43 protein-coding genes are annotated in these 18,979 nt (G+C 68.0%); 8 read left to right on the plus strand and 35 right to left on the minus strand.

Annotated elements, in window-relative coordinates; genetic code table 11:
* Window positions 1-4: 4 nt before the first annotated feature.
* From FJ694_RS09475 to FJ694_RS09485, 3 genes are read right to left on the minus strand one after another with little or no spacing between them, the layout of a single operon-like run.
* Window positions 5-283 (minus strand): TrbC/VirB2 family protein, encoded by a 279-nt coding sequence (locus FJ694_RS09475; protein ID WP_157266372.1) that lies wholly within the window; start codon window positions 281-283, stop codon window positions 5-7.
* Window positions 284-303: 20 nt separating this feature from the next.
* Window positions 304-789, minus strand: coding sequence for a lytic transglycosylase domain-containing protein (locus FJ694_RS09480; RefSeq protein ID WP_232539972.1), 486 nt, complete (start codon window positions 787-789; stop codon window positions 304-306).
* Window positions 790-791: 2 nt separating this feature from the next.
* Window positions 792-1,307: a hypothetical protein gene (locus FJ694_RS09485; protein WP_157266374.1), complete on the minus strand. Its 516-nt coding sequence runs from the start codon at window positions 1,305-1,307 to the stop codon at window positions 792-794.
* Window positions 1,308-1,373: 66 nt separating this feature from the next.
* Between FJ694_RS09485 and FJ694_RS09490 the strand changes: the two genes are divergently transcribed.
* From FJ694_RS09490 to FJ694_RS09520, 7 genes are all read left to right on the plus strand, one after another.
* Window positions 1,374-1,958 carry a helix-turn-helix domain-containing protein gene (locus FJ694_RS09490; protein WP_157266376.1) on the plus strand — a complete coding sequence of 195 codons (585 nt, stop codon included), beginning with the start codon at window positions 1,374-1,376 and terminating at the stop codon, window positions 1,956-1,958.
* Window positions 1,959-2,247: 289 nt separating this feature from the next.
* The gene (locus FJ694_RS09495) at window positions 2,248-3,201 is read left to right on the plus strand and encodes a hypothetical protein (RefSeq protein ID WP_157266378.1); all 954 of its coding nucleotides are present in this window, start codon (window positions 2,248-2,250) and stop codon (window positions 3,199-3,201) included.
* Window positions 3,198-3,596 carry a hypothetical protein gene (locus FJ694_RS09500; protein ID WP_157266380.1) on the plus strand — a complete coding sequence of 133 codons (399 nt, stop codon included), beginning with the start codon at window positions 3,198-3,200 and terminating at the stop codon, window positions 3,594-3,596. Before FJ694_RS09495 ends, FJ694_RS09500 begins: the two co-directional genes overlap by 4 nt.
* Window positions 3,589-3,804, plus strand: coding sequence for a hypothetical protein (locus FJ694_RS09505; protein ID WP_157266382.1), 216 nt, complete (start codon window positions 3,589-3,591; stop codon window positions 3,802-3,804). The genes FJ694_RS09500 and FJ694_RS09505 overlap by 8 nt, the downstream gene beginning before the upstream one ends.
* A complete protein-coding gene (locus FJ694_RS09510) occupies window positions 3,801-4,619 on the plus strand; it encodes a ParA family protein (RefSeq protein ID WP_157266384.1) in 819 nt (272 codons plus the stop codon). Before FJ694_RS09505 ends, FJ694_RS09510 begins: the two co-directional genes overlap by 4 nt.
* Window positions 4,616-5,551, plus strand: coding sequence for a ParB/RepB/Spo0J family partition protein (locus tag FJ694_RS09515; protein ID WP_157266386.1), 936 nt, complete (start codon window positions 4,616-4,618; stop codon window positions 5,549-5,551). Before FJ694_RS09510 ends, FJ694_RS09515 begins: the two co-directional genes overlap by 4 nt.
* 1 nt (window position 5,552) lies before the next feature.
* Window positions 5,553-5,798, plus strand: a complete 246-nt coding sequence (locus tag FJ694_RS09520; protein WP_157266388.1) for a hypothetical protein — start codon at window positions 5,553-5,555, stop codon at window positions 5,796-5,798.
* Here FJ694_RS09520 and FJ694_RS09525 read toward each other — a convergent pair.
* Both FJ694_RS09525 and FJ694_RS09530 read right to left on the minus strand, forming a co-directional pair.
* Entirely contained in the window at window positions 5,788-6,741 is a 954-nt protein-coding gene (locus FJ694_RS09525; protein WP_157266390.1) for a relaxase/mobilization nuclease domain-containing protein, read from the minus strand. The two genes, FJ694_RS09520 and FJ694_RS09525, sit on opposite strands and share 11 nt — an antisense overlap.
* 4 nt (window positions 6,742-6,745) lie before the next feature.
* The gene (locus FJ694_RS09530) at window positions 6,746-7,228 is read right to left on the minus strand and encodes a plasmid mobilization protein (RefSeq protein WP_157266392.1); all 483 of its coding nucleotides are present in this window, start codon (window positions 7,226-7,228) and stop codon (window positions 6,746-6,748) included.
* A gap of 184 nt (window positions 7,229-7,412) precedes the next feature.
* On the opposite strand from FJ694_RS09530, the gene FJ694_RS09535 reads away from it, so the two are divergent.
* Window positions 7,413-7,742 (plus strand): hypothetical protein, encoded by a 330-nt coding sequence (locus FJ694_RS09535; protein WP_157266394.1) that lies wholly within the window; start codon window positions 7,413-7,415, stop codon window positions 7,740-7,742.
* On the opposite strand, the gene FJ694_RS09540 is transcribed toward FJ694_RS09535, so the two are convergent.
* From FJ694_RS09540 to FJ694_RS36655, 30 genes are all read right to left on the minus strand, one after another.
* On the minus strand, window positions 7,724-8,137 hold the full coding sequence (locus FJ694_RS09540; protein WP_157266396.1) for a DUF6011 domain-containing protein: 414 nt from the start codon (window positions 8,135-8,137) through the stop codon (window positions 7,724-7,726). The genes FJ694_RS09535 and FJ694_RS09540 overlap by 19 nt on opposite strands.
* Entirely contained in the window at window positions 8,134-8,364 is a 231-nt protein-coding gene (locus tag FJ694_RS09545) for a hypothetical protein (protein WP_157266398.1), read from the minus strand. The genes FJ694_RS09540 and FJ694_RS09545 overlap by 4 nt, the downstream gene beginning before the upstream one ends.
* Entirely contained in the window at window positions 8,361-8,606 is a 246-nt protein-coding gene (locus tag FJ694_RS09550) for a hypothetical protein (protein ID WP_157266400.1), read from the minus strand. Before FJ694_RS09550 ends, FJ694_RS09545 begins: the two co-directional genes overlap by 4 nt.
* Window positions 8,603-8,893, minus strand: a complete 291-nt coding sequence (locus FJ694_RS09555) for a hypothetical protein (RefSeq protein ID WP_157266402.1) — start codon at window positions 8,891-8,893, stop codon at window positions 8,603-8,605. Before FJ694_RS09555 ends, FJ694_RS09550 begins: the two co-directional genes overlap by 4 nt.
* Complete coding sequence (locus FJ694_RS09560; protein WP_157266404.1) at window positions 8,886-9,575, minus strand: hypothetical protein; 690 nt, start codon at window positions 9,573-9,575, stop codon at window positions 8,886-8,888. The genes FJ694_RS09555 and FJ694_RS09560 overlap by 8 nt, the downstream gene beginning before the upstream one ends.
* A 104-nt stretch (window positions 9,576-9,679) precedes the next feature.
* Window positions 9,680-9,880, minus strand: coding sequence for a hypothetical protein (locus FJ694_RS09565; protein WP_157266406.1), 201 nt, complete (start codon window positions 9,878-9,880; stop codon window positions 9,680-9,682).
* Window positions 9,877-10,527: a hypothetical protein gene (locus FJ694_RS09570; protein ID WP_157266408.1), complete on the minus strand. Its 651-nt coding sequence runs from the start codon at window positions 10,525-10,527 to the stop codon at window positions 9,877-9,879. Before FJ694_RS09570 ends, FJ694_RS09565 begins: the two co-directional genes overlap by 4 nt.
* Window positions 10,520-10,747, minus strand: coding sequence for a hypothetical protein (locus FJ694_RS09575; protein ID WP_157266410.1), 228 nt, complete (start codon window positions 10,745-10,747; stop codon window positions 10,520-10,522). The genes FJ694_RS09570 and FJ694_RS09575 overlap by 8 nt, the downstream gene beginning before the upstream one ends.
* Before the next feature lie 2 nt (window positions 10,748-10,749).
* Entirely contained in the window at window positions 10,750-11,469 is a 720-nt protein-coding gene (locus FJ694_RS09580; RefSeq protein ID WP_157266412.1) for a hypothetical protein, read from the minus strand.
* 97 nt (window positions 11,470-11,566) lie between these two features.
* Complete coding sequence (locus FJ694_RS09585) at window positions 11,567-12,160, minus strand: SAM-dependent DNA methyltransferase (RefSeq protein WP_157266414.1); 594 nt, start codon at window positions 12,158-12,160, stop codon at window positions 11,567-11,569.
* A 91-nt stretch (window positions 12,161-12,251) separates the two neighbouring features.
* Window positions 12,252-12,530: a hypothetical protein gene (locus FJ694_RS09590; RefSeq protein ID WP_157266416.1), complete on the minus strand. Its 279-nt coding sequence runs from the start codon at window positions 12,528-12,530 to the stop codon at window positions 12,252-12,254.
* Window positions 12,527-13,216: a hypothetical protein gene (locus tag FJ694_RS09595; RefSeq protein ID WP_157266418.1), complete on the minus strand. Its 690-nt coding sequence runs from the start codon at window positions 13,214-13,216 to the stop codon at window positions 12,527-12,529. The genes FJ694_RS09590 and FJ694_RS09595 overlap by 4 nt, the downstream gene beginning before the upstream one ends.
* Window positions 13,185-13,475 (minus strand): hypothetical protein, encoded by a 291-nt coding sequence (locus FJ694_RS09600; RefSeq protein WP_157266420.1) that lies wholly within the window; start codon window positions 13,473-13,475, stop codon window positions 13,185-13,187. Before FJ694_RS09600 ends, FJ694_RS09595 begins: the two co-directional genes overlap by 32 nt.
* 2 nt (window positions 13,476-13,477) lie before the next feature.
* Window positions 13,478-13,657 carry a hypothetical protein gene (locus tag FJ694_RS09605; protein WP_157266422.1) on the minus strand — a complete coding sequence of 60 codons (180 nt, stop codon included), beginning with the start codon at window positions 13,655-13,657 and terminating at the stop codon, window positions 13,478-13,480.
* Complete coding sequence (locus tag FJ694_RS09610; RefSeq protein WP_157266424.1) at window positions 13,650-13,835, minus strand: hypothetical protein; 186 nt, start codon at window positions 13,833-13,835, stop codon at window positions 13,650-13,652. Before FJ694_RS09610 ends, FJ694_RS09605 begins: the two co-directional genes overlap by 8 nt.
* Window positions 13,836-13,837: 2 nt before the next feature.
* Window positions 13,838-14,296 carry a hypothetical protein gene (locus FJ694_RS09615; RefSeq protein ID WP_157266426.1) on the minus strand — a complete coding sequence of 153 codons (459 nt, stop codon included), beginning with the start codon at window positions 14,294-14,296 and terminating at the stop codon, window positions 13,838-13,840.
* Between the two features lie 259 nt (window positions 14,297-14,555).
* On the minus strand, window positions 14,556-14,726 hold the full coding sequence (locus FJ694_RS09620) for a hypothetical protein (RefSeq protein ID WP_157266428.1): 171 nt from the start codon (window positions 14,724-14,726) through the stop codon (window positions 14,556-14,558).
* Window positions 14,710-14,967: a hypothetical protein gene (locus FJ694_RS09625; protein WP_157266430.1), complete on the minus strand. Its 258-nt coding sequence runs from the start codon at window positions 14,965-14,967 to the stop codon at window positions 14,710-14,712. Before FJ694_RS09625 ends, FJ694_RS09620 begins: the two co-directional genes overlap by 17 nt.
* Window positions 14,968-14,996: 29 nt before the next feature.
* Entirely contained in the window at window positions 14,997-15,185 is a 189-nt protein-coding gene (locus FJ694_RS09630; RefSeq protein WP_157266432.1) for a hypothetical protein, read from the minus strand.
* A 47-nt stretch (window positions 15,186-15,232) separates the two neighbouring features.
* Window positions 15,233-15,469, minus strand: coding sequence for a hypothetical protein (locus tag FJ694_RS09635; RefSeq protein WP_157266434.1), 237 nt, complete (start codon window positions 15,467-15,469; stop codon window positions 15,233-15,235).
* The gene (locus FJ694_RS09640) at window positions 15,466-15,810 is read right to left on the minus strand and encodes a hypothetical protein (RefSeq protein WP_157266436.1); all 345 of its coding nucleotides are present in this window, start codon (window positions 15,808-15,810) and stop codon (window positions 15,466-15,468) included. Before FJ694_RS09640 ends, FJ694_RS09635 begins: the two co-directional genes overlap by 4 nt.
* A complete protein-coding gene (locus FJ694_RS09645) occupies window positions 15,803-16,156 on the minus strand; it encodes a hypothetical protein (RefSeq protein WP_157266438.1) in 354 nt (117 codons plus the stop codon). Before FJ694_RS09645 ends, FJ694_RS09640 begins: the two co-directional genes overlap by 8 nt.
* A 13-nt stretch (window positions 16,157-16,169) precedes the next feature.
* Window positions 16,170-16,451, minus strand: a complete 282-nt coding sequence (locus tag FJ694_RS09650) for an NrdR family transcriptional regulator (protein ID WP_157266443.1) — start codon at window positions 16,449-16,451, stop codon at window positions 16,170-16,172.
* Window positions 16,451-16,789 carry a hypothetical protein gene (locus FJ694_RS09655; RefSeq protein ID WP_157266445.1) on the minus strand — a complete coding sequence of 113 codons (339 nt, stop codon included), beginning with the start codon at window positions 16,787-16,789 and terminating at the stop codon, window positions 16,451-16,453. Before FJ694_RS09655 ends, FJ694_RS09650 begins: the two co-directional genes overlap by 1 nt.
* Window positions 16,786-17,229 carry a hypothetical protein gene (locus tag FJ694_RS09660; protein WP_198320781.1) on the minus strand — a complete coding sequence of 148 codons (444 nt, stop codon included), beginning with the start codon at window positions 17,227-17,229 and terminating at the stop codon, window positions 16,786-16,788. The genes FJ694_RS09655 and FJ694_RS09660 overlap by 4 nt, the downstream gene beginning before the upstream one ends.
* A complete protein-coding gene (locus FJ694_RS09665) occupies window positions 17,226-17,492 on the minus strand; it encodes a hypothetical protein (protein WP_157266447.1) in 267 nt (88 codons plus the stop codon). The genes FJ694_RS09660 and FJ694_RS09665 overlap by 4 nt, the downstream gene beginning before the upstream one ends.
* Entirely contained in the window at window positions 17,492-18,001 is a 510-nt protein-coding gene (locus FJ694_RS09670; protein ID WP_157266449.1) for a dihydrofolate reductase, read from the minus strand. The genes FJ694_RS09665 and FJ694_RS09670 overlap by 1 nt, the downstream gene beginning before the upstream one ends.
* Complete coding sequence (locus tag FJ694_RS09675) at window positions 17,998-18,255, minus strand: hypothetical protein (protein WP_157266451.1); 258 nt, start codon at window positions 18,253-18,255, stop codon at window positions 17,998-18,000. The genes FJ694_RS09670 and FJ694_RS09675 overlap by 4 nt, the downstream gene beginning before the upstream one ends.
* Window positions 18,252-18,590 (minus strand): hypothetical protein, encoded by a 339-nt coding sequence (locus tag FJ694_RS09680; protein WP_157266453.1) that lies wholly within the window; start codon window positions 18,588-18,590, stop codon window positions 18,252-18,254. The genes FJ694_RS09675 and FJ694_RS09680 overlap by 4 nt, the downstream gene beginning before the upstream one ends.
* Window positions 18,587-18,973 (minus strand): ASCH domain-containing protein, encoded by a 387-nt coding sequence (locus FJ694_RS36655; RefSeq protein ID WP_198320782.1) that lies wholly within the window; start codon window positions 18,971-18,973, stop codon window positions 18,587-18,589. Before FJ694_RS36655 ends, FJ694_RS09680 begins: the two co-directional genes overlap by 4 nt.
* Window positions 18,974-18,979: the final 6 nt, after the last annotated feature.

The raw sequence follows: 18,979 nt of genomic DNA on the forward strand, positions 1-18,979 counted from the left end.
CCGCTCAAGTGAACAGCCAGGAGGCAATCGTGGCGCCACCGGCCGCCAGCACGCCACCCCACAGGATGTTGCTGCAGTCGCGGAACTGCGCCCCGGCGAACGCCATCTTGTAGCCGGTCCAGATGATGGATGCGGTGAAAAGGCCGATGCCGGCCCCCAGCAGCCATGTGTTGAGCTCGCCCAGGCGCGTGTTGATGTCCGGCAGCCCGGCGTGCGCAAGGCTTGAGGCGGCAAGCAGGACCAGCGCGGACAGCGTCTTGGTGGCGGCGCGCCGGGTGGACATGGTCTTGAGTGCAGAGGTTTTCACGGGGACTGCTCCTTCGTGGAGGGCTGGGGAGAAGCCGGTGCGCTAACGACCTTCGAGACATAGCCGTTCGCGAAGCCGGCGGAGAAGCTGCCGGTGTTGAAGGCAGACAGGGACTGGCGCAGCGCTGCCTGCGGGTTGGCCGCGGGAGCGCGCTTGAAGGCGTCCAACAGCACGGTCTGCGTGGCCTTCAGGTTCGTGCAGGGGTCGAAGACGCTGATTTCGTCGAGGCCGAGCCACTGCCAGTTGCGCACGTTGATCTGGCCTAGGCCTGCGTCGAAGTCGAAGCCCTGGCGGCGCAGGGCGCGCGCGGTGACGACGGCTTCAGCCAGGCTGCGCGGCTGGCGCTCCAGGCGTGCGCCGTTGACGTTGATGGCCCATGGGTTCCCGGCGGACTCGACGGCGACGACGCGGGAGATGGTGTCCGGGTGCACGAGCGGCGCGCAGGCCGGCAGCAGCGCGAGCAACGCGGCGGACAGGCTCACGTTCAGTGCCCGCCGTTGTCGAGGTAGTTCGGGTCCTTCGGCGGCTGCGCCGCCAGCCAGCGCTGGAAGTCCTCGTCGAACTTCGTGTCGGCGTGCTCGCCAAGGAACGCCTTGGCCTGCGCGCTGTACTCCAGCACCGGCTCACGGCCGTCGCGCGTCCACCAGACGCGCAGCCAGTTCGTCACGCCCTGGGTCGTCACGTTGATGACGCCGGTCTTCGAGCAGTACGTGGCGCCGTCCCATTCCTGGGTCACCAGGTACTGCGGCGGGCAGTTGGCGGCGCTTGCCCACTGGAGATTGCTGCCACCAGCCATGGCGCAGTTCAAGGTGCACTTGCCGCGGCTCCAGCAGCGCAGGAACTCGGTCACGTCGGGGCGGCACTCGGCGATGGAGCGCCAGGGGCCAGCGAGACAGAGCAGGACCTTGCAGCTGTCGAAGGCGTAGGCCGGGGTTGCTGCGAACAGGCTGGTCACCAAGGGCAGTGCCAGGAATCGACGCTTGAACTGGTGCGGTTGCATTTGTTGCACATCCTTTTGCCGTGCGGATGCATCATCTAACCGTCGCCAAACGCCGTTCTTTTCAACATGCCCAATTCAGAAACCAACTGTCAGCAGCCGAGCGCATGGCAGCACTTCGACACAATCGCGGCTTTGGCCCTTTGGCCGCGTGGTGAATTGGCACTGATGTCGAGAACAAAAAACCGTCCAAGTGACCTGAGCGAGAGCCCAGCGCCGCGCTGCGTGCGTGCGCTCCTGGATGCCAAGGGGATTCCTCGCCGGCAACACGCTGCCGTCGCTGCAGAGGCGCTGTCGCTGTCGATAAGGGCCACCGAACGCAAACTCAATGGCAAGGCCGCCTGGACCGTTGAGGAGATCGCCAGAGTGGGCGAGCACGTGGATGTGCCGCTGCTGCTGGGGATGGGGCCGCTGCTGGAGCGCGAGGGAGAGCGTGCGCTGCTGTACGTCGGGGCGATGTATCTGCGCTGTCTCGCAGTGCTCGGAGAGACCGTTGAGCCACCCTTCCGGGACGACATGGTGGCCGTCAGTGTGCCGGGTCAATGGCTGATCGTGCCGTCCAAGGACCTCAAGCTGCCCGCCAAAAGGGTGCTTCAGGTGTTCGTGACGGACTTTGTTGGAGTGGCTGGACTATCGCCAAACGCCGCCGGATGACGCCGCACGTACATGGCTCATGTACGCCATGCGTTCAGTTCGGAGCACAATGGCACCCGATCAACCCTGGCCGAGCACTTGAGCGCTTGGCCTCAACCTGTGAAAGGAATGGGACCGACGACGTTCAGATGAACTAGGCCCGCAAACGAAAAAGCCCAGGGCGGGAACCCTGGGCCTCTCGTGTTTCGCTGGCCCCGCTAAGAGCTGCCACAAAACCGAATACGCAAGCGGATTGTGCAGCGAAAAGCGGGGGCGCGCAACGCGCGGGCGCGCTCGCCCTTACGAAATCATGCAACTGCACACCGCCGAAGCGGGGGATGTGCGCGCGCGCCCGCGCCGCCGCCCACGCGAGACTGACCCCGACCTACCACCCTGCCCGCCGCCGTTCGTCCGCGCCGACCAGCGCCTCCTGCGCTTCACCGGCGCCCTGGCTGACCTCACCGAGCAGATGCGCGACACCCTGGCCGCGATGCTGCGGCTGGCCGTCCAGTGGAATGCGCCCGGCGAATGGTTCGTGCTGTCGGTCAAGCGCCTCATGCGCGCCCTGGGACGCTGCCGCAATTCCGTCGTGAACTACATGCGCCAGCTGCGCGAGGACGGATGGATCGAGCGCGACCGCTGCCTTGACGGCGCCCGGCGCCTGGGCATGCCCGTTGGCAGCACCCGGCTCACCGACAAGACGCTCGAAGCTCTCGCGCTCGCGCGGCATGCCCATTGCGCTGGGCATGCCTCAAGAGCTTTCCAAGCGAAGCCTGCTTCGCAGGGAAACGCGCCCGAGGCGCCGCCTGTGGATAACCTGCCTGAGTCAAAACCCGAAGCGCCGGTACTGCAACCCTGCGTGATCGCGCAGGACGGCTCCCGCATCCCGCACGACCTCGCGCCGCTGCTGGTGGCGATGACGGGCCGCCAGCTCTGCAGCGTCCTGGGCGTGGCCGGACCGCTGGGCGTGCGCGTGCAGGACATCGCGAAGCAGGCGCTGCCGGCCATCGTCAAGGCCACGTGGCCGGTGGCGTACCTCAAGCGCCTCGTGCGCAGCGACCAGGACTGGAAGGTGCCGCGACGCCAGGAGAAGGTGGCGCCGGTCTCGGTCAAGAGCCGCAGCACCCTGGCTGCGGAGCGGCTGCAGCGCCAGGCCGAGCAGCGTGAGCGCGAACTGCCGCCGCCGACGAAGCCACCGGCTGCGCTGCTTGCGCGCCGCAACGTGCACGCTATGATGGCCACGACACTAACCAACCTACCATGACACACGAACGCCACGAATACACGCCGGCAGCACCGCTGCTCGAAGGAAGCCTGGCAAAACGACAGCAGCGCTTGGCCGCTGGCGACATGGTTTCTACAGAGGAAGCGGCGCAGATCACGGGCACCAGCCGCTTCACGGTGAACACCTGGATCGACAAAGGCCGCGCCATCGGCTTGTCGCAGTCCAAGCGCGGCTACCGCATGCCTCGCTGGCAGTTCGAGCCAGCGATGTGGGACGCGCTGCCGAAGGTGTCGCAAGCGCTGGGTACGGTGGAGGGCTGGGCGATCCTGGCCTTCTTGGAGACGCCGCATGGCGGGCTGGATGGCCGCACGCCGCGGCAGGCCATCGAGCAGGGTCAGGCGCTGCGGGTACTGGAGATCGCTGGTCATGAGTAACCGTGACTTGACCGCTGCAGTCAATTTCTTCCTTCGCCACAAGAGCGGAACCTTTGCGTTCCGGCGCCTGCCATTCGTGCCGCGGGTCGGGGACAAGTGCGTGTTCAACGAGGTCCGCTATCAGGTGGCCATCGTCGAGTGGTGCATGGATGAAGACGCTACCGATGTTGGGGTGCGGGTCAACGTCGAACTGGAGCCGGTCGCATGAAAACCCTCGTCCTTGCGAACCAGAAAGGCGGCGTCGGCAAGTCCGCCATCTGCTGCCTCCTGGCCTATCACTTCGCCCGCCTGGGCCTGCGCACCCTGGTGCTCGACCTGGACCACCAGGGTCACGCCACCGCGCCGCTCACTGCGTCGGGCAAGGCGACGGTTTCAGCACTCACCTCCGATCGCGCGCTCACCGACGCAGCGGCCATGGTCGAGCCCGGCGACTTCGTGCTCGTGTCGGCCGGCTACCAAGGGCTGCTGAGCCTGGAGTCGCAACCCGACCGGCACAACGAGTTTGCGCGCAACCTGCGCGGCTTCCTGCATCGCATGGGCGAGCGGTTCGATGTGTGCGTGGTGGACACAGGCCCGAACCCGGACATTCGCGTGGTGTCCGCGTTGGTTTCCGCGGACTACGTGCTCGCACCCATCGACCTCGGCCAGGAGGCCATCAGCGGGATCGTCAACCTCTTCAATGCCCCGCGCGTAGGCATTGCCACGATCCACGCCCGCCTCAACCCGCGGCTGCAGTTCCTGGGGATGCTGCCGAACCGCGTCAAGGCCGTGCCGCTGCACAAGGCAAACCTGCTCAAGGTCATGTCCTCCAGCGCCTACCGTTCCAAGCTGCTGGCGCGCGTGGACAAGCCAGAGAGCGGCGGCGACTTCATGTTCCTGGCTGATCGCATGGTGATCCAGCAGTGCCAGGCCAATGGGCAGTTCGTGGCCGACGTGCGCGGGCAGACTGCGGCGCGCGAGACGTGGGCCGAGGTCAAGCCGGTGCTGGACCGGGTGGCAGAGATGATGGGGGTCTCAAAGTGAGCGGCGACCGATTCAACCTCGACCTGCCCGAAATCCTCGACCTGGGCGACCTACGAGCGGCGCCTGGCGCGAGTGGTGAAGCACTCAAGCTGGACCCCAAGACCATCCGCGCCAGCCGCTGGGCCAATCGAGCGGAGCAGTCCTTCGACTCGCCGGAGTTTCTGGAGCTCAAGACCGAGATCGCCGACGCCGGTGGAAACGTCCAGCCGATCAAGGTCCGGCCGCTGGCCGTGCCGGATGGTGTCATCCGCTACGAGGTGGTTTTCGGCCATCGCCGGCACAGGGCCTGCCTGGATCTGGGCATCGACGTGGCGGCCGTGGTCGAGGATGTGGACGACCAGAATCTGTGGACGCAGATGGAGCGGGAGAACCGCAGCCGGGCGAACCTGTCGGCTTACGAGCAAGGGACGATGTACCAGCGCGCGCTGGACGCGGGCTTGTTCCCCAACATGCTCTCGCTGGCCAAGGCGATCGGGCGCGACCACGGCGATGTGTCCAAGGCCATCGCCATTGCTGGCTTGCCGTCGCCAGTGGTCGAGGCTTTTGCCTCGCCGGCCGACATCCGCTTCCGCGACAGCAAGCCGCTCAAGGACGCTGTGGCGAAGGCGCCAGAGGCGGTCATTGCAGTGGCGCAGGCTATCGCCACCGAGCCTGAAAAACGGCCGGCAGCCGAGGTCATCCAGGCGCTCACGAAGGCTGCCGAGGGCGATTGTGGACCGTCCACAATGCCGCCCCCGGCGACTGCACCGAAGGCAGCCAAGGCGTCCACGAAGCCGACTGGTCGCGATTGTGGACCGTCCACAATGCCGCTGCGCTGGGCCCTGGACGCCAAGGCTGGCGCCATGAAAGAGGCCAAGAAAGGCGAATGGGTCCGCTGGGCGGATGTTGAAGCGGCACTGGCCGCCAAGGGAAAAAATGAGTCAGGCAAGTGATGTGAGCGTCGCCCTGCAGCCCCTGGCGCAGGGCATCAGCCAAGCCCTGGAGTCCGTCGCCGGCGAGTCGTTGGCTTTCGTCCTGCTGGTGTCGGTGGATGGCACCACGCAGTACGTCAGCAACGCCAGCCGCACCGATGGCGTCGAGCTCATCAAGAGCCTGCGGGCGCGCTGGGAAGCGAACCGCGCCGACATTCCGGCGCACTACAACCCGGATCTCAAAGGCAAGCCGCCGATCAGCGGCTGACTTCCGGCCCTGGGCGCCCCACCTCCTGCGCCCTCGCCTGCTCCCGCGCCGCCGCCATCTCCTGCACCATCGGCGTCCCGGCCAGGAACGTCTTCACCTCCCGCGCAAGCGCTTGGTCGGCCGCATCCGGCGATCCGGCCAGCGCGTTGTGCACGTGCCCCCACGCCGCAAGCGTCAGGTTCATCGCCTCCGGCGTGACGCCGTGCCGCTCGCCGCGGTCGTTGTGCAGCCTCCCCTGCTCGCGCGCCTTCACGGCCCAGATCGCCTCGCTTTGACGGACGACGCCGCGCACCACGCGCCGGCTCGCGTCCGCTTCGATCCCGCGTGAACGCAACTCGCGCGCAAAGCTCTCGCGCCAGCGGTGCAGGTCTGCCTTGCGCGTGGGCAGCCGCTTGAAGTCGCGGCCCATCGTCCGCACCACGATGTGCAGATGCGGGTTCTTCTGATGGCCGTGGTAGGCCCAGGCGTACTTGTGACCCTCGAACTCGGCTGCCAGCATCTCGCGCACTGATGCCTCCAGGCGCTGCCGGTCCACGGTGCCGGCGGGCATCCCCATCTCGATGTGCAGCGTCTCGCGCCAGCGGCTGCCCTCCTCCGGGATCAGCGCGGTGTCGCAGCGAAAAAGCTCGCCCAGCTCCAGCACGGCCGGCATGCCCTTGAACACCTCGCCGTTCTCGTCCGTCACCTCGATCTCGCCGTGGTGGCTGATGTAGCGCAGCACCCGGCGCACACCCTTCATCCCGGTCTGGTTCGACATGATCTTGACCATCACCTGCGGCGCGCGCCGCACGGTGGCGCGGATGCGGGCGCGGATCGCGCGCGCCGTCACCGGCCGCGGGCGCAGCAGCTTCGGCTCCTCGCCGGCCCGGCCACGCTCCGGCCCTTCGTAGAACAGTCGCGTGCCCCACTCCAGCAGCACGCCATCGACGCGCGGCTGGCCCACGGCATCAGCCGGCCGCAGCCGCCTTGCGTGAGCGCTTCGCGGGCTGCGGCTGGGCGTGGGCGACGCTGCGCCGTGTGGCGCTAAGGTCGCCCAGCAGCGCCGCGGCCTGCGGCACGTGCGCTTGCACGGCCGCCACCGCCGCCCGGATCGCTTCGCGGTCGGCGCTGGTCATCGTCCCCGGGTGCTCGTTGATCTGGCGCGCCGCCTGGTTGAGGTTGCGGCCGATGGCCAGCAGCTGGCGGTTCGAGTCGGCCAGGGCGCGCAGCAGGTGTGCTGCGGCTGCGCCGATGCCGGGATGCCGCACCAGGCGCGCGACGAGCTCGGCGCGGGACCAGCCGGCGGCCTCGGCGTTGGCGTTGAGGACTGCGGACTCGGCCGGGGTCAGTCTGACGGTGAGCTTGACGTAGTCGCCGCTGCGGCGGCGGCGCTTGAGGGGTGGGGGTGCCGTGGGGTCAGCAGCCGGCGGCTGCGCAGGGGCTGCGGGCATGTTGGGGCGGTGTTCGTAGTGACGGCGGCACGCCTATCCTGCAATCTCCCTTTGCTGCTGGTCTTGCTGTTTTGCTGCTGGTTGCTCGGGTTACGAGCAGCCAACAGCCGAAGTCAGGCTGGGCAGGAAGTGGCCGGCTGCTTGGGTGTCCAATGGCTGGTATTTCATCCATCGGGGGCAACCCATGCCCAAGCCCACCAAGCTCCACTGTCCCCGTTGCCGCGCCCGCTTCAACGCCGACCTGTCGCTGTGGGTTCACGGCTCGGACTTCTACCGTCAGGTGCAGGTCCACAGCGACGCCGACGACCGTGGCCGCCTGCGCTGCAGTTGCGGCCGGTGCGGGCACTTCTGGTGGTCGTCGTCGGCGGAGGCGGCGCACCGCCTGCGCGAGGCCGAGGAGGCAGCCATCGCCGCGGCGGCAAAGCGGCAGGATCTCGGGCCGGTGGCGCCTCCGCCAGGGCTGCGACGGCGGGCGAGGGTGAGTGCTGCGGCCGGTCAGATGCCGCTGCTGTAGCGTGCCTTCACGATGGCCGTGGCTGCTCCCTTGTCGCGCTCGTGCACGCTTCGGAAAGTGCTGAAGCGGCTGTCCGCCACGGCGAGCTCGTCCCATACGCCGACGCTGTCGCGATAGATCACCGGCATCGTGTCCACCGGAGCGCCAGCGGTCACCAGGTCCGCGATCACGTTCTCGGCGTCGTTCGTCACGGACTTGCCGCCGTTCAGATCCACGATGCAGATTACGCCATCCTCGACGGTCCACGAGTACGTCGAGCGCGGCGGCCCGAACAGGTCCATCGTGCGATCCATGGCCTCGGCCATCTTGATCTGGCAGCGGCACACTGGGCCGATCTTGAGGGCGACAGAAACCGGGTCGGTCAGCGGCTTGCCGCAGATGAGGCAGCAGGTCATCGCGCTGGCACCACCGAAAGCAGGTAGATGCCTGCGATCAAGGCAATAGCCCCGAGGACTGCGATGTCCACGAAGTCCCGAACCTGCTTGGAGAACTCGCCCTTCTTCGCGCCGAAGATGTAGGCCAGGCGCACGAGGTATAGGCCGCGCAGTCCGGTGGCGAGGCCAGCGCCTCCCGTCAGGACCAGCGAAAGCGCCGCAAGCAGGAGCAGGTCAATGCTGCTCACGCGCCGACCACCCGCAGCACCGGCCTTGCTGGCTCCAGCAGCTGGCGCACCAAGCGGCAGCACTCGTCCAGGCTCAGCGTGCTCAACATCATCATGAATTCGGTGCGGCCATCCGGGTGCCGCCACACCCTGCGCACGTAGAGGCTGCCGCGGTCGCAGCCGCCAGCGGGCATGCTCTGCTGCTCGCGGTCGATGTCAATGCGCCGCCCGTGAAGCGGGCCACCAACCATCAGCGTCTTCAAGCGCACCTCCCATCCCGCAGGGCGTCAATGTCGTTCTTCGCGCGCAGCACCAGCGCCAGCGCGGCAGTCGTGTCGGCGTCATCCAGCCCAAGTTCGCGCCCGAGTTCATGCGCTAGTTCGGCGACATCGCGGCCCCTGCCGTGCGGCATGTGCTCGGCCATGGCGTAACACGTGCGGCACCACAGCATCAGCCGGGCCATGTACTGGTCGCCGCGCACGGCCGCGACCGTCTCGCCGTACTCCGCGATGCGAACTTGCCAGGCGGGCAGAGCGGGGGACTCAGCCATGGGTTACCGCGTGCGCCCGATCCGACAGCATCCGCCCGCCATCGAAGATTGCGATGAAATCCGCCGTCCCGTTGAGCGCTCGCGAGTACAGCCACGGCGGCGTCAGGATGCGGTGCTTGAGCCGCCAGATCGGCTTGGCTGCATGCACCTTCGCGTTGCCGATGAGGACGTAGTGCTCGCACGCTCGGATGATCTTGGCCTCGTCGGGCCCGTACATATTGCCGCCGGCGGCGTGGCGCGCGGCGTCGTAGCGGTGCGTCACCCAGCAAGCCACCACCACCTGCGGCCGGTGCTTGGCTACGGCCGAGTTGGCGTCCAGTTGCTCGATGTGCTCGCCGTAGGTGACGGGCACTTGCCCGTGCGCACGGTAGTACGCGGCGCTCAGCGCGTCGGCTTGCTGGTGGCAGTTATCGGTGGCGGGGATGCCTAGCGCCGCGGCAAGCGCGCCGTGGCCGGCGCCGACCTCGATGGCCGTGCGGCCGGCGATGAACTCCTGCAGCCAGGACACGAGTTCGACAGTGGGGAAGGAGTAGATGCCGTGGCGAGCACCGAACAGAGCCCGCTCATCCGGTGTCGTCGTCGCCCACCAAGCGGCCGGCAACACGCGCGGGCGGCCCGGGGATTCAAGGGCGTCGGTGGTCAGGTCGCGCGTGCTCGCGGGGTTGAGGAGGAAAGCGTTCATGAATGGATTGGATGACCGTAAACTGTAATTTGCGTTTGAGTAATCCAATGGGCGTGATGAATTGCCGAAAATCCAGCCCTAATGATTAACCGGGATTATTCGAGTTATCTACGGGGCTGATCGGTGCTCGGCAGCGGCTCGATGCGCAGCGGGCACGGGTCGGCGTCCGGCGCGTCGGTCCAGCACCGCGCGTCGTCGTAGTCCGTGTACCGCCGGCACTGCTGGCACTCGTCGGCCAAGCGCAGCCGCGGCCCCGGCGCGGGACGGCCGCCGCAGCGGGACACGTCGGCGGGCAGCCGGCTCACCGCAGCGCCTCCTGCGCCGCGGCGCCGTCCATCACCTCGCGCGCACGGCGGAACGCGCCCATCGTCATGCTGGGTGTGATCGTGTTGCGGTCCAGGTGCGCAGCGAACTCCGGCGAGGCGTTGCGGTAGCTGTAGGCGAATGGCTCCTCGAACGCATCGGCGAACGGCTTGAGCGCCGCCCGCGCCTCGTCCCGCTCGCGCTGCAGATCGGCCACGGCAGCCGCCGCATCGCTCCACCGCCAGCACGCCGCCAGCCGCGCGGCCTGCGCAGCGTCGGGAGTGGCTGCACGGGCCATGTCGGCGACGTGCTGCAGCTGCTCGCGCGCCCGCTGCGCGTCGTTGCGCTCGCGTTCCGCCTCGCGCTGCGCCTGCTCCAGCTCGTCCGTGAGCCGGGCGTTGGCCGCGCGCTCGCTCTCCAGCGTCTTGACGGCCTCCATCGCAGCCGCGGCGCTGCGCTGCAGCTCGTCGCGCTGGGCCTGCAGTGCCGCCACGAGGTTGCGGTAGGGCTGCACCTGGCGCTGCAGGTGTTCGATCTTCTTGCCCATGTCGCAGACGGCGCAGCCGTGCGCGTGGAACGGCGAGCCGCAGGCGGGGCAGAGCCACTTCCCGGCATCCGCCACCCCGGCGGCGGCTTGGGTGTCAGCCATGGCGGGCGCCCTCCTGCACTGCTGCGCGCTCGTCGGCATCCAGTGGCATGGGTTTGATCTGCTGGTAGTGCTGCACCGCCTCGCGCAGCCACACGAAGCGCCGGGCACGGAACCAGGCGCGGCCGGCGTAGTGGAAGGCTGCGAGGCAGGCGCCGGCCAGCAGCAGCAATCCACCCGAGGCGCACAGGGCGTAGCCCAGCAGCATGGCGAAGCTGTCCATGCTCATTGCCCTGCCCCCGAGGCGCCGTCCGGCAGCGGCGGGCTTTCTTCGCGCACCCGGCACGATCCGCCGCGCGATGCGCAGGCGTCGCCGCAGGCTCCGCAGCCACCAGCAGGCGGCGGCAGAAAATCGGCCGTGGGCGCGGCGCCGGTGGGGGCGGGGATGCCGTGGGCGCGCTCGACGGCGCGGCAGTAGCGCATGACCATGGTCAGCGCCGCCTCGTCAATCTCGCCGTCAGGGTCTGCGCCTATCTCGGTCGCGATGGCGTTCGCCTCGGCCATCAGCACCTCGCGCATGCGCGCATCCGTCAGCGCCTGCGCCTGTGCGGGCGCCGCCTGCCCCGCTGCGGGGGCGCCGGACAGCGCCTGCGCGGCGATGTCGTGCAAGTCGGCAAGTTCCGGCACGCCCAGCGTGCGGTTGTAGATGCGCTGCAGTGCAAGCAGCGTGTCGGGCTCGGCCGCCGGCTGGGCGGCCAGGGCTGCGCGGGCGCCGCGTGCCTCGATTTCGGCGACAGCGGCATCGTTCACGACCCATGAGCCGGTCGCCTCCAGCAGATGCGCCGCGATGTGGTGATAGAGGCCCTCCAACTGCTCGATGCTGAAGGCGTGCGCGGGCTCGCCGGGCAGGTGCCGGTTCGTGTAGCGGTGCGCCTTGACTTCGGCGGCCCAGGCGATCAATTTGGCGCGCAATTCGTCGCGGCCTTTATCGTTCGTGCTCTCCATATTCCTCTCCGTTATTTACTGGTGTTGAAATTTGGCGTCATTAAGTCGCTATCAATCGCGGATTAAATCGGCGGCGGCGCTTGATCGGGGCGGACTATCAGGCGGCCAGGGGGATGCGCCCGGGGCGCAGCAGAGGACGGTATTGCGTCGCCGTCTGCCCCTCGCGCCATACCGTCCAAACCACGTCCATCGTCGGCGCGGCACGCGCTCCGCTGGCGCGCTGGTCGAACAGGAAATCTGGCCGCCACGTCAGCGGCAGCACCCACGCGGGCGGCATTTCGGCAAACAGGCTTGCGCGCCGGGCTGCGTGCCAATACTGGCTCTTGAGCAGCATTGCGACGACGGGCGCCTGGTCGCGTGCGTGTCGGATGAACTGCTCCGAGAGCACGAACGGCGGGTTCGTGATGACGGCATCGCAGTCGTACTCGGTTGCGAGAAAGTCCTTGCCGCCAATGCCGTAGCCCGTTTGTCGAATGTCCGTGCTGTAAACGGAATCGACGTACTGCGTCAACACGTCGCTCATTGCGCCCGCACCACACGCCGGCTCCCACACTGCCGCGTTGCGGGGAAGCGCAAGGAACTGCATCAGCGCGTGCGTGGCATCGGGCGGCGTCGGGTAGTAGTCCAGTTCGCGGCGCGGCTTGCTGCCGGCATTTGCGAGAGTAACGCCTTGATTTTGGTTGTCGCTCATGTTGGATTTGGTGATTTGATAATCAGGACGCGCGGCGGAATCAATGACGGCAATTCCGCGCTTCGGTCCAATATGCGGGACGGTTGCCTATTTATTTGGCAGGCTTATTCAGGCCACGCCAGCATGGGTAGCTGTCAACTTGGCGCCAGTGCTGGTTCTTGTCCGGCCCGAACAGCCACGCCACGCCGTTCCACCACTGGCGGTAGATGCCATCCGTGAACTGGCGCTCGTACCAGCCGATGCGCGCCGGGCGCACCGAGCATGCAAACCAGGGCGTCACGCCCTTGGCCGGGCAGGGCCGGTGCTCGTTGACGAAGGCCAGCCACGTCGCGGCCGAGCGCATCGGACGCGGGGCAGGGGCGCCGCTCATGCTGCGGCTCCCTGGCCGGCTTGCTCGGCGAGCTTCTTGCGCACGCCGTCGTAGCGCGCTTCCTCGGCTGCCTTCTCGCGGTCAAACCACGCCTGGGCGCCGCCTGCGGCCTTGGCGTCGTTCAGGTCCGGGTACAGGCCGGGTAGGATCAGCGTGTTGGTGATCCAGCGCATCGCCTCCTCGGTATTGGTCTCCTCGGCCTCGATGGCGGCGGCCTGCATCGGCAGCACCATCAGCATCCACATATGGCTGGCTCGGGCGTGGTCGGACTCGTGCTGCGCGGCCTGCTTGCGCAGCGTCGTGACCTGCGCGCGCAGCTGCTCAATGGCGTCTGCCGCGCGCTCCGTCATTGCCCCGCCGAACATGCGCAGCGTGGGCACCAGGTCGTGGTTCGGGTCTACCGGCCCCGCCAGCGCGCCGGCAATGTCGCGCCAGGTCAGCGGCACGATCTGCTTGCCCATGGGCGCCATGTCGCAGCACTTGCCGCACGTCGCGGAACGCAGGTTCCACGAGTCGCCATCGGCACCGGTTTCCTCTTTGCGCCAGAGGCGCCAGAGGGCGCCGCACTCGGTGCAGCGGTGGGTCGGCGCTGCCGAATTGAAGTCGATGGGTTTGGTTTGCATCTGTTTTTCTCTCTGTTGATATTGCGCCTTATCAATGGAAGTCGGATGGGTATTCGACCGCAACCGTCTCCGACTTCGCCCGCTTGGCGCAGTGCTCGCACCACGCCCGGTGCACGGCCAGCGGCACGTCGTACTCATGGATCTCCAGCGCCAGCGCGCCCTGGTCCTCGCGCACCGTGCGCTGCGCCAGCAGGCCGCGGTCGAGCAGCTTCTTGACGCTCAAGGGGTGCGGTTGTGGCCGTCCGCAGCCGCGGCTCCAGCCTTGGAAGGTCAGCAGGGTTTGCTGCGATGGCGTCAGGCGCGAGAAGTCGTAGGTGTCCATGCTTAGAAAAGCTCCTGCTGGTCTTCGGCGGCTGGCGCTGCCGGCCGCGCCGTGTCGGCGCCTTGCTTCTGGATCTGCTCGCGCCACACGCCTTTCGTGGTGTCGCCGAGCTGGTCCCAGGTCGGGGCGCTGCGGGTGCTGGCCTCGTAGAGGCGGCGGGCCTGGGCGTCGATGTCAGCCACGGCAGGGCTCCTTCGCATTGCTGATCGCCTCGGCCAGCGCCTGGCGCATGCGCGTCGCGCCGGCGGCGCTCTTCTCGGTGAGGTCGGCCACGTAGCGGCCCAGCAGTTCGCCCAGCAGGCGCTCCAGGGCGGCGGCTTCGTCGGCAGGGAGGGTGGTGGTGATGCGCAGGGCGTCCATGGTCAGCCTTTCACGGTCTTTGGCTTGTCAGGTTTTGTTGGCGCGGTGTCAGCTTTCTTTGCTCGCTTCGCTGGCACCACACCTGGGCCGTAGCGCTTGGCATTGAGCTTGTCCACGTGGTCCTTGACCTTGTCGTGGTCGTCCGGGTGCGCATAGAGGTTGCCGATGGGCTTCAAGCCCAGGTCGCGTCGCCGCTGATCCAGCGCTGCCCATCGTTCCTTGCCGGTCTTGGCCGTCGGCTTCTCAGAGGTCATTTCTGCTTGTAGTTCACTGCGCAACTTGTTCAGGCACTCGTTTGACTGCTCGATGTGGCGCTCGTAACGCTCGCGCAAGGCCATGGCCGTCTTGGTGCCGGGGTTGCGGGCCGATTGCATCAGCGCAGTGGTGGCGATGTTGTCGTGCCGGGTCATCTTGTCGAGCAGCGCCAGCCGCTGCGCCGGCGTGAGCGGCTTCGTGCTCATTGGCGGAGCTTCAGGTAGCAGGCTGCCACGCGCTCGGTGACGTACTGGCCGCGCTTCGCGCCCATGCCGTCATAGCTGGACGACACCATTGCGTTGCACGCGCTGCACGATGGCCGGGGCATCGTGGTAGTACACCTTGGCTCCGTACTTCAGGGCATTGGCTTCTTCGTTGGTCATGACGTTTCCTGTTGTCGATGGGCCTATTATGCACCGTGTTGGTACTAACGCAATAGGCATGACGACAGCATGGCGCACGTCATCAGCCCTTCGTTTGCGTGTCTTCGCGGCGCTGCGCCGCTATGCGCTCGCAGTGCTCCCGCACGAGCCGCCGCGCATCCGGCTTCGACGCGAACCAGGCGAACAGCGGGTAGCAGTCGTCCTGCGCCAGCGCAGGCGGTGGCCAGCCGGTGGCTTCAGGCGTCGTCGTCAAGGAAGGCGAGGTCGTAGACCCACTGCGGCGCGCCGTCCGTGCACAGGCCGTACCAGTCCAGCACGCGGCCTTTCTCGTCGGCCGGAAACACGTTGAAGTTCTCGTCTCCAAGGATCGTCTCCAGACCCCAGGACGTGATGACGTGGAGCGCAACTGTTCCGTTGTCCAGCACGATCGGCGGCTCGACGCGGAAGAGGGCGCCGCCGTAGCCCTCGGCCGGCGTGACGCCTTGAACCTTCATGGCGGTTCTCGGTTGGCTTGCGTCCATGGTCAGTCCTTGCGCGTGCCCTTCGGCAGCGTGTCCTCAAAGTGCGCATGCTGCTCACCCTTGAGCCGCAGCCGGCCCAGGTTCTCGCAGGCTCCCATCACCACCCGCAGCCGCACGTTGTTGCCGTCGCCGAGCTGGTGGTGTAGCCAACCGACGCAGTGCACGCCCTCGGCGCTGTCGTGCGGGTTCACGTCTTTGCGCCAGGGGCACTTGGCGCATTGGGTGGTGCGCCGGAGCTTCACGGCCAGTCCTCCAACGCCAGCGAAACCCGCGCCGCGGCCACCATGGCTTCCAGGTCGATGATGCGCAACGACTGCTCCCGGTAGATGTCGAACTGCTTGGACAACATCTCCTCCTGCGCCTCCATGACTTCGACCGCCAGGCGCAGGCCTGCGGCGTCACGCGCCGTGAGCCGGTGGCCCGGGCGCGCGGCGAGGTCGCGCAGGCGCTCGATGCTGGCCTTGCTCGCGCTCATGGTGCTGGCGCTGCTTCTTCGCAACCGGCCGTAGTCTGCTCTGTGGCCAAAGGTGAGGACTTTTGTGCATCGCCGTCGCCGTCCTGCGCCAGCCCCAGAAGCCGCCCGGCGCGCTCGACGGCCTCGGCCTCGCTGCCATCCGACATCCCGCCGCCGGTGAGGGCGAGGTACTTGCCGGCCAGTGAGTGCAACGCAAGCAGCGCGCTGCGTAGCTCGTTGAGCTCGCGGTTCTGCGCCTCGGCATCGGCCAAGACTTCGCTGGCCAGCAATTCCTCGCGCTCCAGGGCTTCAAGGCGGTCTGCGGCAGCGCGCAGCTGCTGAGGAAGCGTCGCGTCAGCCACGGGGAACCCCCTCCAGTCCGAGATCCGCAATGGCCGCGCAGACGCCCCGCGCCAGTTCGGTAGAGGCGTTGCCGCATTCGTAGCTCTTGAGCGCGTGGAATGCGGCGCGCAGCAGCCGCTCGTGATCGACCTTGAGCGCCTGAAGCTGGCGCATCTCGGCAGCCTCGATGTCGGGCTGGCGCTCCATGCTGCCGCGCCCGGGCATCTTCTCGTTCCAGGCGTCGCCCAGCACCTGGCAGGAGCGGCCGTACCCGATGGTCTCGCCGATCTGGCGCAACTGGCGGATGTAGGGCGCCTCGAAGGAATCGAGGGCGCGGATGCGGTGGTCTGTGTCGGGGGTGGTCATGATTTGGTTCCTCTTATGGTTCTTCGGCCAGGCGCTCAAGGGCCTTGACCTGCTCCAGCGCTCGCTCCATCACAGCGAGCAGTCCTTGCGCCGCCGCCCGGATCTGCGGCGCGTTGTGTGCGCGCACCGGGCGCATGCCCTGGGAGCGGCTGCCGGCGACTTCGGCCAATACCTCCAGGGTGCTGGCCCGGTAGTCGCACGACGCGCACCTATAGCGGCGCCGCGTGCCTTGGTCCGTCGGGCGGCTCTCGATGCAGCGCATGCTGGCCCCGCAGGCTGGGCAGGGAAAGGCCATCAGGGTGACTCCGCTGCTGGCGCTGACGCACCGATCGGCCGCGACCAGTTCCGCGCCATGTCGCCCGCGGTGTGATCCTCCTGCGCGTCCTGCATGCCGAAGGCCGCCAGCGCCAGCCGCGCATCGGCATCAGTGCAGCGGCAACCCATGACGCTGATGCCCAGCACGTGCTCCGGGACCGCGGTGGCGGTGTCCACGGCGCTGAGCACGAACAGGCCCGTGGCCGGGTGCGTCCAGGCATCGACGCTGTACGTCGCAGACGCAAGGCCGGCGGGGCACTCCCACCACTGCGCCGGCTGCCAGTCCGGTGAGGTCGGGCGCAGCGGGGCAGGGTTCACCGCGTGACTCCGCGCCACACGTAGTCGCCCTTGTCCTCGCGCATCGCAGGCTCCTCATCCTGGCAGTGGCAGATGTGGCCGCTGAGCTTGTCGGCCACAGGGCGCCAGAAATTCCGCGCCCGTCCGCCGGGTACGTGGTTGTCCTCGGTCGCATCCGACAGCCCGAAGGCGGCCAGCACGAACAGCGCATCGGCGGCGGTGCAGCGCCCGCCGTTGAGGGTGATCGAGAGGTGGTATTCGGGCCCCAGGTCCGGCTGGCCGGGATCGTGGGCCACTTCGACGGCAGACAGCGCGAACAGGCCGGAGGCAGGGTGTTCCCAGGGCTCGACGGGGTAGCCGAGTTCGGCCAGCTGCGGCGGGCACCGCCACCAGGTGGCGCGGCGCCAGCCCGGGCCCGTGGGCCGCTTCGGCTGGATGATGGAAAGGGTGCCGGTCATCATGCGGGGCGCTCGGTGGTTGCGGCGATTTGCGCGGCACCCTTCGCCGTCAGCCGGTACGTGAGCCACGGGTAGCCGTCGCCAGTGCCTTCCACAATCAATCCCTGCTGGCGCAGGTCACGGATCGCGCGATCCAGCCAGGGCGTCTCGCAGAGGTCGAAGGTGCTCACGCGCGGGTGGTTGGCGAGGCAGCGCAGCACGTTGCTGGCGGTGCGCTCGGCCGGCTCGAGACTGGCGGCCGGGCCGCTGAATGAGTCGAGGTGCATCAAGCTCCCCGGTAGTTGGTGACGGCGTAGGCGAAGCCATTCGGCGGCGCCGCCCGATGCCAGGTCTGCGCCTCGACGTGGAAGCTGGATCGGTCGAAGTCCGGAAAGCGTGTGTCGCCGGCGAAGTCCTGCGCGATCTCGGTCAGCGCCAGCTCGTCAGCCAGTCCGAGCGACAGCGCTTCGGCATAGACCTGCGCGCCGCCGATGACGTAGACGACAGGCTCACCGGTTGCGCGCAGCAGCGCCAGCGCATTGCACAGCGAGGACGCCACGATCACGCCGGGCGCGCGCCAAGCTGGGTCGCGCGACAGTACGACGTTCCTGCGGCCAGGCAGCGGGCGCACGGCGGCCGGCAGGCTGTCCCATGTGCGCCGGCCCATGATGACGGCCGCGCCCATCGTGAGGCGCTTGAAGTGCGCCAGGTCCTCGGGGAAGTGGCCCCAGGGCAGGGCACCCTGGTTGCCGATGACGCCATTGCTGGCCACGGCGGCGACGATGACGAGTCTCATGAGGGTGATGCTCCGGGTGAGCTTTTTTGGGGCTTCGCCGCCGCCGGCTGCGCAGCACTCCAGGACTGCATCCCGGGCCAAATTGTCAGCGTCTCAGGCAGGCGGCCCTCGGCGCCTTCGCGCTGCTGGCGCAGCGAGTCGGCGGCGAACTTGCGCAGCTGCTCGGCGGTGGCCACGGGCATCTTCAAAGTCACGCCCGGGCCTTGGTCGCTGAAGACGAGGCGGGCCGTGACGAAGCCGGGTTCGGTGCTCAAGGTGTTGCCTCCGCAGCTTGTTGTTCCTCGCGCCCCTCCAGCGCGTCGATGTCCGCCGGCGACACCACGCCGAACCGACCCAGCAGCCCGTCGAGCGCACCCCACAGCACCGCGATGCGGCCGTCCAGCGGCTTGCGCGCCTGGTGCGCTTCGAGCAGCCGGTACGCGGCCACGAAGAGGGCGGTCTGCGCCGCATCCGGCCCGGGCGCCGCGGCAGGGTCCTGCAGTGCCTCGCGGATGCGGGAGAGCAGCATCTGTGCGCGGGCAGGGCGATCCATGGCTAGGCCGGCGAGCTCGGTGAGTGCGGTCAGGGCGGCAGCGTGGGTGGTGGTCATGCCGTTGCCCCATCGGTGAACATGAACTCGATGCGCGTGACGACCGTCTCCGGCGTGCAACCCTTGTGCGAGTCGCAGAAGAAGCGCACGAACTCGGATGGCCAGCGCAGGGTGGCGTGATCGCCGAAGCCTTCCAACGCGCACTCGGCCAGGCCGTAGTCAACGTCGTCCTGCAACGCGCGCAGTTGCTCCTGACGCACGCTCACCACCAGCAGCGGGGCGCGCAGCGGCTGCACCTTCTCGCCGCGCTTGAGGCCTATGCACTTGGCGACCGGGCGCAGCTGCTCGCCGGCCTGGAGGTGCTGCCAGCCGATGCGTCGCGTCACTGTCTTGGTGCCGGCGAGCAGTTGCGGTGTCGTCAGGGCGAAGGAGATGTTGCGCATGGCGGC

Origin of the sequence: Azohydromonas aeria (genome assembly GCF_009760915.1) — a bacterium.
Lineage (GTDB): Bacteria > Pseudomonadota > Gammaproteobacteria > Burkholderiales > Burkholderiaceae_C > Azohydromonas > Azohydromonas aeria.

Bases quoted from the DNA above. Each gene is read 5' to 3' on its own strand.
- FJ694_RS09475 (WP_157266372.1), bottom strand. From the start codon at position 283: ATGTCCACCCGGCGCGCCGCCACCAAGACGCTGTCCGCGCTGGTCCTG.
- FJ694_RS09485 (WP_157266374.1), bottom strand. From the start codon at position 1,307: ATGCAACCGCACCAGTTCAAGCGTCGATTCCTGGCACTGCCCTTGGTG.
- FJ694_RS09490 (WP_157266376.1), top strand. From the start codon at position 1,374: ATGCCCAATTCAGAAACCAACTGTCAGCAGCCGAGCGCATGGCAGCAC.
- FJ694_RS09495 (WP_157266378.1), top strand. From the start codon at position 2,248: ATGCAACTGCACACCGCCGAAGCGGGGGATGTGCGCGCGCGCCCGCGC.
- FJ694_RS09500 (WP_157266380.1), top strand. From the start codon at position 3,198: ATGACACACGAACGCCACGAATACACGCCGGCAGCACCGCTGCTCGAA.
- FJ694_RS09505 (WP_157266382.1), top strand. From the start codon at position 3,589: ATGAGTAACCGTGACTTGACCGCTGCAGTCAATTTCTTCCTTCGCCAC.
- FJ694_RS09510 (WP_157266384.1), top strand. From the start codon at position 3,801: ATGAAAACCCTCGTCCTTGCGAACCAGAAAGGCGGCGTCGGCAAGTCC.
- FJ694_RS09530 (WP_157266392.1), bottom strand. From the start codon at position 7,228: ATGCCCGCAGCCCCTGCGCAGCCGCCGGCTGCTGACCCCACGGCACCC.
- FJ694_RS09535 (WP_157266394.1), top strand. From the start codon at position 7,413: ATGCCCAAGCCCACCAAGCTCCACTGTCCCCGTTGCCGCGCCCGCTTC.
- FJ694_RS09540 (WP_157266396.1), bottom strand. From the start codon at position 8,137: ATGACCTGCTGCCTCATCTGCGGCAAGCCGCTGACCGACCCGGTTTCT.
- FJ694_RS09555 (WP_157266402.1), bottom strand. From the start codon at position 8,893: ATGGCTGAGTCCCCCGCTCTGCCCGCCTGGCAAGTTCGCATCGCGGAG.
- FJ694_RS09560 (WP_157266404.1), bottom strand. From the start codon at position 9,575: ATGAACGCTTTCCTCCTCAACCCCGCGAGCACGCGCGACCTGACCACC.
- FJ694_RS09570 (WP_157266408.1), bottom strand. From the start codon at position 10,527: ATGGCTGACACCCAAGCCGCCGCCGGGGTGGCGGATGCCGGGAAGTGG.
- FJ694_RS09575 (WP_157266410.1), bottom strand. From the start codon at position 10,747: ATGGACAGCTTCGCCATGCTGCTGGGCTACGCCCTGTGCGCCTCGGGT.
- FJ694_RS09580 (WP_157266412.1), bottom strand. From the start codon at position 11,469: ATGGAGAGCACGAACGATAAAGGCCGCGACGAATTGCGCGCCAAATTG.
- FJ694_RS09585 (WP_157266414.1), bottom strand. From the start codon at position 12,160: ATGAGCGACAACCAAAATCAAGGCGTTACTCTCGCAAATGCCGGCAGC.
- FJ694_RS09590 (WP_157266416.1), bottom strand. From the start codon at position 12,530: ATGAGCGGCGCCCCTGCCCCGCGTCCGATGCGCTCGGCCGCGACGTGG.
- FJ694_RS09600 (WP_157266420.1), bottom strand. From the start codon at position 13,475: ATGGACACCTACGACTTCTCGCGCCTGACGCCATCGCAGCAAACCCTG.
- FJ694_RS09610 (WP_157266424.1), bottom strand. From the start codon at position 13,835: ATGGACGCCCTGCGCATCACCACCACCCTCCCTGCCGACGAAGCCGCC.
- FJ694_RS09615 (WP_157266426.1), bottom strand. From the start codon at position 14,296: ATGAGCACGAAGCCGCTCACGCCGGCGCAGCGGCTGGCGCTGCTCGAC.
- FJ694_RS09625 (WP_157266430.1), bottom strand. From the start codon at position 14,967: ATGAAGGTTCAAGGCGTCACGCCGGCCGAGGGCTACGGCGGCGCCCTC.
- FJ694_RS09635 (WP_157266434.1), bottom strand. From the start codon at position 15,469: ATGAGCGCGAGCAAGGCCAGCATCGAGCGCCTGCGCGACCTCGCCGCG.
- FJ694_RS09645 (WP_157266438.1), bottom strand. From the start codon at position 16,156: ATGACCACCCCCGACACAGACCACCGCATCCGCGCCCTCGATTCCTTC.
- FJ694_RS09650 (WP_157266443.1), bottom strand. From the start codon at position 16,451: ATGGCCTTTCCCTGCCCAGCCTGCGGGGCCAGCATGCGCTGCATCGAG.
- FJ694_RS09660 (WP_198320781.1), bottom strand. From the start codon at position 17,229: ATGATGACCGGCACCCTTTCCATCATCCAGCCGAAGCGGCCCACGGGC.
- FJ694_RS09665 (WP_157266447.1), bottom strand. From the start codon at position 17,492: ATGCACCTCGACTCATTCAGCGGCCCGGCCGCCAGTCTCGAGCCGGCC.
- FJ694_RS09670 (WP_157266449.1), bottom strand. From the start codon at position 18,001: ATGAGACTCGTCATCGTCGCCGCCGTGGCCAGCAATGGCGTCATCGGC.
- FJ694_RS09680 (WP_157266453.1), bottom strand. From the start codon at position 18,590: ATGACCACCACCCACGCTGCCGCCCTGACCGCACTCACCGAGCTCGCC.
- FJ694_RS36655 (WP_198320782.1), bottom strand. From the start codon at position 18,973: ATGCGCAACATCTCCTTCGCCCTGACGACACCGCAACTGCTCGCCGGC.